The organism is Prochlorococcus marinus XMU1412 (assembly GCF_017696315.1).
Taxonomy (GTDB): domain Bacteria; phylum Cyanobacteriota; class Cyanobacteriia; order PCC-6307; family Cyanobiaceae; genus Prochlorococcus_A; species Prochlorococcus_A marinus_AF.
Genome location: NZ_JAAORJ010000004.1, coordinates 633286 through 641799, shown reverse-complemented (window position 1 = coordinate 641799; position 8514 = coordinate 633286). Strand labels below are relative to the sequence as shown.

At 31.0% G+C, this 8514-nt stretch carries 5 protein-coding genes; 2 read left to right on the top strand and 3 right to left on the bottom strand.

Translation table 11 applies throughout. The features are described 5' to 3' along the window. Positions 1-187 precede the first annotated feature (187 nt). From thrC to HA152_RS09925, 3 genes are read right to left on the bottom strand one after another with little or no spacing between them, the layout of a single operon-like run. Positions 188-1291 carry a threonine synthase gene (gene thrC, locus HA152_RS09935; protein WP_209135832.1) on the bottom strand — a complete coding sequence of 368 codons (1104 nt, stop codon included), beginning with the start codon at positions 1289-1291 and terminating at the stop codon, positions 188-190. A gap of 6 nt (positions 1292-1297) precedes the next feature. Further along, positions 1298-1870 (bottom strand): alpha/beta hydrolase, encoded by a 573-nt coding sequence (locus HA152_RS09930; RefSeq protein WP_209135831.1) that lies wholly within the window; start codon positions 1868-1870, stop codon positions 1298-1300. Beyond that, the gene (locus HA152_RS09925; RefSeq protein ID WP_209135830.1) at positions 1871-3727 is read right to left on the bottom strand and encodes an ABC1 kinase family protein; all 1857 of its coding nucleotides are present in this window, start codon (positions 3725-3727) and stop codon (positions 1871-1873) included. It abuts the gene before it with no gap. A 68-nt stretch (positions 3728-3795) separates the two neighbouring features. Here HA152_RS09925 and HA152_RS09920 point away from each other — a divergent pair, with 68 nt between their 5' ends. Together HA152_RS09920 and uvrA are read left to right on the top strand one after the other, a co-directional pair. Then, the gene (locus tag HA152_RS09920; RefSeq protein WP_209135829.1) at positions 3796-5475 is read left to right on the top strand and encodes an AAA family ATPase; all 1680 of its coding nucleotides are present in this window, start codon (positions 3796-3798) and stop codon (positions 5473-5475) included. Positions 5476-5530: 55 nt separating this feature from the next. Next, positions 5531-8434, top strand: a complete 2904-nt coding sequence (gene uvrA, locus HA152_RS09915) for an excinuclease ABC subunit UvrA (protein ID WP_209135828.1) — start codon at positions 5531-5533, stop codon at positions 8432-8434. Positions 8435-8514 lie beyond the last annotated feature (80 nt).

The window sequence follows — 8514 nt, the reverse complement described above, 5'->3', positions numbered from 1 at the left end:
TCAAACAGGTTGCTAACTTTGTTTACGTAAACAAATACATGTGGAAAAAAAATATTATTTGTTGAATAAATTTAAATTTTTCAGATATAGAAAAAGCTATTCAACAAATAGAATTACTTATTATGTATTTTTCAACAAGTGATGTTTGTTTTTAATTGATTTCCACAGACACTATTTGTTTTGGATTTTAATATCCTAGAATTTTAGTTATATTTTTTAATGAAGGTTCAATATTTTTCCTAAAAATAGCATCGTTGTTTTTTATAGCGCAATCAGGATCTTTCAATCCATTTCCAGTCAGGACACAAACAATAGTCGATTCTTTCTGAATTCTATTTTTATTTTTAATCAGTCCTGCAACCGATGCTGCACTGGCAGGTTCACAAAATACTCCCTCTTTGGCAAGAATTTTATAAGCATTGATTATTTCTTCATCTGTAACTGATTGAAAGTCTCCTTTACTCTCTTTTCTTACTTTTTTTGCTTTTTCTCTATTTACAGGATTTCCAATTCTTATTGCAGTTGCAATTGTTTCTGGATCCTTAACTATTATATTTTTTACTAATGGAGCAGAGCCTTCGGACTGAAAACCCATCATTATCGGTAATTTCAAATTCCTTATTATTTTTGAATATTCTTTAAATCCCATCCAATAAGCAGTTATGTTTCCTGCATTACCCATTGGAATACAAAGCCAATCAGGAGCATAACCTAGGTCATCAACTATTTCAAAAGCTGCCGTCTTTTGTCCTTGTATTCGATATGGATTAACAGAATTCACAAGTTCAATAGGATGTTCTGAGGATAAATCTCTAACAATTTCAAGAGCCTTATCAAAGTTTCCATTAATAGATATTATTTCAGCGCCATACATTAATGCTTGCGCAAGCTTTCCTTGGGCAACAAATCCTTCTGGTATTAAAACATAAGGTTTTAATCCTCCTCTCGAAGCATATGCAGCAGCAGCAGCAGAGGTATTTCCAGTACTTGCACATATTACTGCTTCACGGCCTTCTTCTTTTGCTTTGCTAATTGCCATAGTCATTCCACGATCTTTAAAAGATCCTGTTGGATTAAGGCCATCATATTTTAAAAAAACTTTTGTTCCATTTCCAATTAAGTTGCTAATTGACTCGCTTAGAATTAGAGGTGTATTTCCTTCACTTAGGGAAATAATAGGAGTTTTTTTTGTAACTGGAAGATATTGTTTATAAGCTTCTATTAGGCCTGGCCACCTTTTTTTTCTGTAATTAATACGCAGTTTATTTTTGATTTTATTTAATAACACCATGGTTGTTTAATTTGTTTTAATTTTTTCTAAAGGAGAATTGGTGAAGAAGTTTAATAATTCTGAAATAGATTCTACTTTATGCATAACTTTGCTCAAAGCGCTGACATCTAAAATTACAGTTTTAGTTGGATATCCTTCAAAAAAATTTACTAGATTTATTTTTCCATTTCCTATGTTAAGTCCCTGAATTACGCTTGCTCTAAGGGCCAGCATACCTGTTCTTTCATCAGTTGCTCTTGGTGGGTGGATAATAGATGAAAGTCTTGTTAAAAAAACATTTCCTATTTCAGAATATACTAGTTTGCTTGCAATGGTAATAGGAACTTCAAAATCTTTGTTTAAAACTTTTCTAATTTCTTTATCGGGAGACCCAGTTGCTTTCAAAATTCTTTTTAATTGTTTTGTAGATTTACCTTCTTTAGCAAAAGTTTTCAAAGAATTTACTTTAATTGTTCTAGAAAATATGCTATACGTGATTTTAATTTCTTCAGCAGTATAAGCTTGTGGAACATTAAAAAATAATGGAGAAATTACTAAAATAAAAAATATTTTAAATTTTAAAAATTTATTAAACTTCATTTATATATTTGCACCAGCTGCAATCTTAACAAGTCTTACAACTCCTTTTTCAGTTACTTTTTTTGCAATTTTTATACCCATTTCTTTTGTATAGGGCTCATTAATAAGTCTTGGCACTCTTTTTAGAAAAATGTCAATTGAATACCCTGGTACTTTTTGTAAAATCTCTAAAAAGTTTCTCAATGGCTCAACATACATTATAAGGTCACTCAAGTTATTATTTTCGTTAGTAGTATTTAATTTAATTGATTGTGGAAGATAATTATTTAAATTTTTCAATATTTTTAGACTAAGTAAATCTATCTGATTTGTTAAACCTTCAACTATCTCATTTCTAAGAAATCCCCCATTTGAAGAAAAGAGAAGATTTATAACTTCGTCTAAAAGTTTTTCTAAATTGAGGTTTGTTTGCTTTGCAGCGTTAGAAAGAAGATCTTCTAAACGATCCCATTTAAATTCTTTATTATCAAAAAGCATTTCTTTAAGGCTTTCCCTCAATTGTGGATCAGGGTCTTCCATTAATCTTCTAGCAAAATAGGGATAAGCTGCCCCTAATATTTTGAAGTTTGGATCTACGCTTAAAGCTATTCCTTCTAATGTTAATAATGATCTAATTATAAGAGCATAATACGGGGGTAGTCTGAAAGGGAATTTATACATAACACCAGACATATCGTCAGTAACGCTCTTAAAATCCATTTTCGAAACTCCTTGTTCAACGGCGTTAATGAAAACATCTTGAAATGCTGGAACAATGGGTTCTAGATTAACTTCCTCTGATAAAAATCCTAATTTTACGAAATCTTGAGACAATTTATCGAAGTTTTTATTTACTAAGTGCACTACTGCTTGAATTAATCCTGACCTAGATTCTCTGGAAACCTCGCTCATCATTCCAAAATCTAAATAACATAATCTTCCATCTTCTAAGGCTAATAAATTACCTGGATGCGGGTCTGCATGAAAAAAACCATGTTCTAAAAGTTGTTCTAAACTGCATTGCACCCCTATATCAATCATGTCATCAGGATTAATTCCTAATTTCTTTACGTCCTCTAAATTTGTTAATTTTGTACCGTCTATCCATTCCATTGCTAATACTCTTCTTGAAGTTATTTCTTTATAAATTTTTGGTACGGCAATCATTTTGTTATGTTTATGCATATCTCTAAATTTTTCTGCATTTGCAGCTTCGTTTAGATAATCCATCTCTTCAAAAACTCTCTTGCCTAATTCATCAATCAAAGCAACTAGATCACTTCTTATTAATCCGATATTGTTTTTTAGCCAATAAGCAATATTCCTTACAATGTAAAGGTCTAAGGTTATTTGTTCTCTTAAACCTGGCCGTTGTACTTTTATTGCAACGATCTCTTCATTTTTTAATTTAGCTTTATGCACTTGACCTAAAGAGGCAGCAGAAATTGGCTCTTTATCAATTTCTAAAAAAATCTCATCTATTTTGTTTCCTAAATCTTCTTCTATTAATTCCATAGCTTTATCCCCATCAAAACCAGGGAGCTGGTCTTGCAATTCAGATAATTCTTCTAGAAGAATACTTGGGATTATATCTGGTCTTGTTGATAAAGCTTGGCCTGCTTTAACAAATGCAGGTCCAAGTTCTACTAACAAATTTGTTAATTCTCTTGCTCTAAATCTTGCTTGCTGTTCATTTTTCAGTCTTCCAGTTAATTTATCCCATCCAACGGAAAAGATGTAAGCAAAAATAGGTAGGAGTGTTTGCCAAAGTCTTTTTAAAAGTCTTTTAGGATTTTTTTTGTATATTTTAGAAATTGTATCTGGATCATAATTTAAGAGTCCAGAGACCTCAATAAAATCAGTAAAATCTTCTTTCATAACTTTATATATTTAAAACCTTTATTTTTTTAAAAAAGAAGTTAATTTTTCTATATGGAAGAATTATCATGTTAATACAACTAAAAATAGAAAATATTGCCTTAATAGAAATTATAGAAATTAATTTCGAAAAAGGTTTGAATATCATAACTGGGGATTCAGGTTCAGGAAAATCATTAATTTTGGATTCCTTAAATGCTCTATTTGGTGGAACTAATATACCTCTAAAACATTTAATACGTCCAGGAAAAGATTTTTGTGTTATTGAGGCGATATTTTCTTCTTCTTTTCAAATTAATAATTGGTTAATTAATAATGGTTTTGAAATAACTTCTTCAGAACTACAAATTAAAAGAAAATCTTATAAAAAAAATAATAAAATCCTATCCAAATATAGCCTTAATGATTTACCAATTAATAGACAATCATTAGAAAAACTTGGAGGATTTTTAATAGATTTTGCAGGTCAATCTGACACTTTTATCTTTGATTCTCTAGATAAGAGAAGACTAATTATTGATGATTTATGTTCTCAAAAATTTAGAGATACTAGTGAAAGGAGTAAAAGTATATGGAAAGAAAGTGAAAAGTTAACAAGATTATTGAATGAAAAAATAGAATTTTCTAGGAATCAAGAAGAAAAAAACTTGGCAATTAAACACATGTTGAAGAGTTTAGAAGAAGCTGATTTAAATTCAAGTGAAGAAATTTTAGAACTAGAGTTATTAGAAAATAAACTTGTAAATAATCTTGAAATTAATAATTCAATTAAATCATCATTAGAAAATTTAAATAATTTCAGTCATGATGAACCCTCAGTAACTTCTTTTATAAATCAATCACTAAAGATTTTAAATAAAACAGCCGATTTCGATTTAAAAATTCAAAATTTTAGAGAGAAGTTATTAAATATTCATGCTGATGTTGAAGATTTAATTTTTGATTTAAAGTCATATTTGCAAGAAATAGAAAATTATGAATCTAATCTTCCAGGCATACAAAAAAGATTATTTTTTTTAAAAAACTTAGAGCGAACTTTTTCGTTAAACTTACCTCAATTAATTGCAAAGCGTGATCAATTAAAAACGTATTTTCAACAAAATGATCAAGATAATGATATTTGTAGGATTCAAGCTCAAATTGAGAATTTACAAAGTAATTTAAATTGTTTATTTGTTATTCAATCTACTGAAAGAAAAAAAGTGGCTAAACAGTTACAAAGTTCAGTAATGTCGATTTTAAGCAATCTAGGTTTAGAAAATGCAAATTTTTCAATTCAATTTTCTGAATGTAAGCCTTCTAGCGATGGAACTGACGATATAAATTTTTTGTTTTCAGCTAATCCCGATCAAAAGCTTGCTCCGTTATCAAATGTTATTTCTTGCGGAGAAATGTCAAGATTTTTGCTAGCTATTAAATCTAGTATTTCTAAAAAACCCAATACTTTCTTTTTAGATGAAATTGATAGTGGTTTAAGTGGGAAATCTCTATTTTCTTTGGTTGAGTTGATAAATGAAATTTCTAAAAATCAACAAGTTTTATGTATTACACATCAGCCTTTTTTAGCTGCTAGTGGATTAGCTCATTTTAAAGTTAATAAAAACGTAATTAATGGAATAACTTTTACTTCGATTGCAAAACTAACTACAAAAAATCAAAGAAAAAATGAATTAGTAGAACTTATAGGGGGAGGTTCTTGCGAAGTAAGCGAATATGCTTCTAGACTTCTTGATCGTCTAGCTGCTTAAAATAGAAAAAATTCTACTATAATAACTTCTTTGAACCATTAATTTAGATTTAAACATGGTTAATAAAGTTGTTAGTAGTTTCGGAGAAGATAACTCAATTAATATCAGGGGCGCTCGTCAGCATAATTTAAAAAATATTGATATTTCTCTACCTAGGAACAAATTTATAGTTTTTACAGGTGTGAGTGGAAGTGGTAAAAGTTCTCTAGCTTTTGATACTATTTTTGCTGAAGGTCAAAGAAGATATGTTGAGAGCCTCTCGGCATATGCAAGGCAGTTTTTGGGTCAAGTAGATAAACCAGATGTTGATAACATTGAAGGTTTATCACCTGCTATTTCAATTGACCAAAAATCTACAAGTCATAATCCTCGATCAACAGTCGGAACAGTAACAGAGATACAAGATTATTTAAGATTATTGTTTGGTCGTGCTGGTGAGCCGCATTGTCACCACTGCGGGATTCCAATTGCGCCTCAAACAATTGATGAAATGGTTGATCAAATTCTTCTCTTACCAGAAGGAACGAGGTACCAATTGTTGGCTCCTGTTGTAAGAGGTAAAAAAGGAACACATACAAAATTAATAAGTGGATTAGCTGCTGAAGGATTCGCTAGGGTAAGAATTAACGGAGAGGTGAGAGAACTTGCTGATAGTATTGAATTAGATAAAAATCAAATTCATAATATTGAAGTAGTAGTTGATAGATTAATTGCAAGAGAAGGAATACAAGAAAGATTAAATGATTCTCTACAAACTTGTCTCAAAAGAGGCGATGGCTTAGCAATAGTAGAAGTTGTTCCAAAAAAAGGAGAAAACTTACCTTCTAACTTAGAGAGAGAAAAACTTTACTCAGAAAACTATGCATGTCCTGTACATGGCTCTATTGTTGAAGAACTTTCTCCTAGATTGTTTTCTTTTAATAGCCCATATGGCGCTTGTCCAGATTGTCATGGGATTGGCTATTTAAAAAAATTTACTGCGGATAGAGTTATACCTGATAAAACATTACCTGTTTATGCTGCAATAGCTCCTTGGAGTGAAAAAGATAATACTTATTATTTCTCTTTACTTTATTCTGTGGGACAAGCCTATGGTTTTGAATTAAAAACTCCTTGGAAAGATTTAAGTGATTTGCAAAAAAAAGTTCTACTTTTGGGATCAGATAAGCCAATATTAATCCAAGCTGATAGTCGTTTTAAAACTTCTAGTGGTTTTGAAAGACCTTTCGAGGGGATTTTGCCAATATTAGAAAGGCAATTGAATGAAGCAAATGGAGAATCAGTTAAACAAAAATTAGAAAAATATCTAGAATTAGTTCCCTGTAAGACATGTTCTGGAAAACGATTAAGGCCTGAGGCTTTGGCAGTTAAACTTGGTCCATATAACATTACTGACTTAACTTCTATAAGCGTTTCTGAAACCCTAAATCATGTAGAACGCATCATGGGTTTAGCTAAGACAAAGAAGGAAAATATATCTTTATCAGAAAAACAAAAGCAGATAGGTGAATTGGTTTTAAAAGAGATTCGTTTACGTTTGAAGTTTTTAATTAATGTAGGTTTGGATTATTTGACTTTAGATAGACCAGCTATGACTTTGTCTGGTGGTGAAGCTCAGCGTATTAGATTGGCTACACAAATAGGTGCAGGTCTTACTGGCGTTTTGTATGTATTAGATGAACCAAGTATTGGTTTGCATCAAAGAGACAATGACAGATTATTAGAAACATTAAAAAGCTTAAGAGACTTGGGAAATACTTTGGTTGTTGTTGAACATGATGAAGATACTATGAAATCCGCAGATTATTTAGTAGATATTGGTCCTGGGGCAGGTGTTTATGGTGGAGAAATTATTGCTAAAGGATCTTATCAAGATGTCTTAAATTCAGAAAGGTCATTAACTGGAGCTTATCTCAGTGGTAGGAAGTCAATTCCTACTCCAAAAGAACGTAGATCATCAGTAAAAAAAAGTTTAATTTTAAATAATTGCTCTAAAAATAATTTAAAAAATATTTCTGTGGAATTTCCTTTGGGAAGATTAGTTTCTGTAACTGGTGTGAGTGGAAGTGGGAAGAGCACCCTGATAAATGAATTACTTCATCCTGCATTGTGTCACTCTCTTGGATTAAAAGTCCCTTTTCCACAAGGTGTAAAAGAATTAAAGGGTATAAAGGCAATTGATAAAGTTATCGTTATCGATCAATCTCCAATAGGAAGAACTCCAAGATCAAATCCTGCTACATATACCGGTGCTTTTGACCCTATAAGGCAGATATTTACTGCAACAGTAGAAGCAAAAGCAAGAGGTTATCAGGCTGGTCAATTTAGCTTTAACGTGAAAGGAGGAAGATGCGAAGCTTGTAAAGGCCAGGGAGTTAATGTTATTGAAATGAATTTTTTACCTGATGTGTATGTTCAATGTGAAGTATGTAAAGGAGCTCGTTTTAATAGGGAAACTCTTCAAGTTAAATATAAAGGTTTTAATATATCCGATGTTTTAGAGATGACTGTCGAACAAGCTGCAGAAACTTTCTCTGCTATACCTCAAGCTGCTGATAGATTATCTACATTGGTAGATGTCGGCTTAGGCTATGTCAAACTAGGCCAACCAGCTCCTACATTATCTGGTGGAGAGGCTCAAAGAGTTAAGTTAGCTACGGAATTGTCAAAAAGGGCTACTGGAAAAACTTTATATTTGATTGATGAACCAACAACGGGGTTAAGTTTTTATGATGTTCATAAATTAATGGATGTAATACAACGTCTGGTAGATAAAGGTAATTCAGTAATTGTTATTGAACATAATTTAGATGTTATTAGATGTTCAGATTGGATTATCGATTTAGGACCTGATGGAGGGGATAAAGGTGGAGAAATTATTGCAGAAGGTATTCCTGAGGACGTAGCTAAAAATCCTACAAGTCATACAGCAAAATATCTTAAAAAAGTTTTAAAATAAGAAATTCCTTGTTGTATTTCTTTGTATTTTAATTATTTAAGTAATACGAAATTCTTTTTTAAAGGGGTATAAAACTTTGT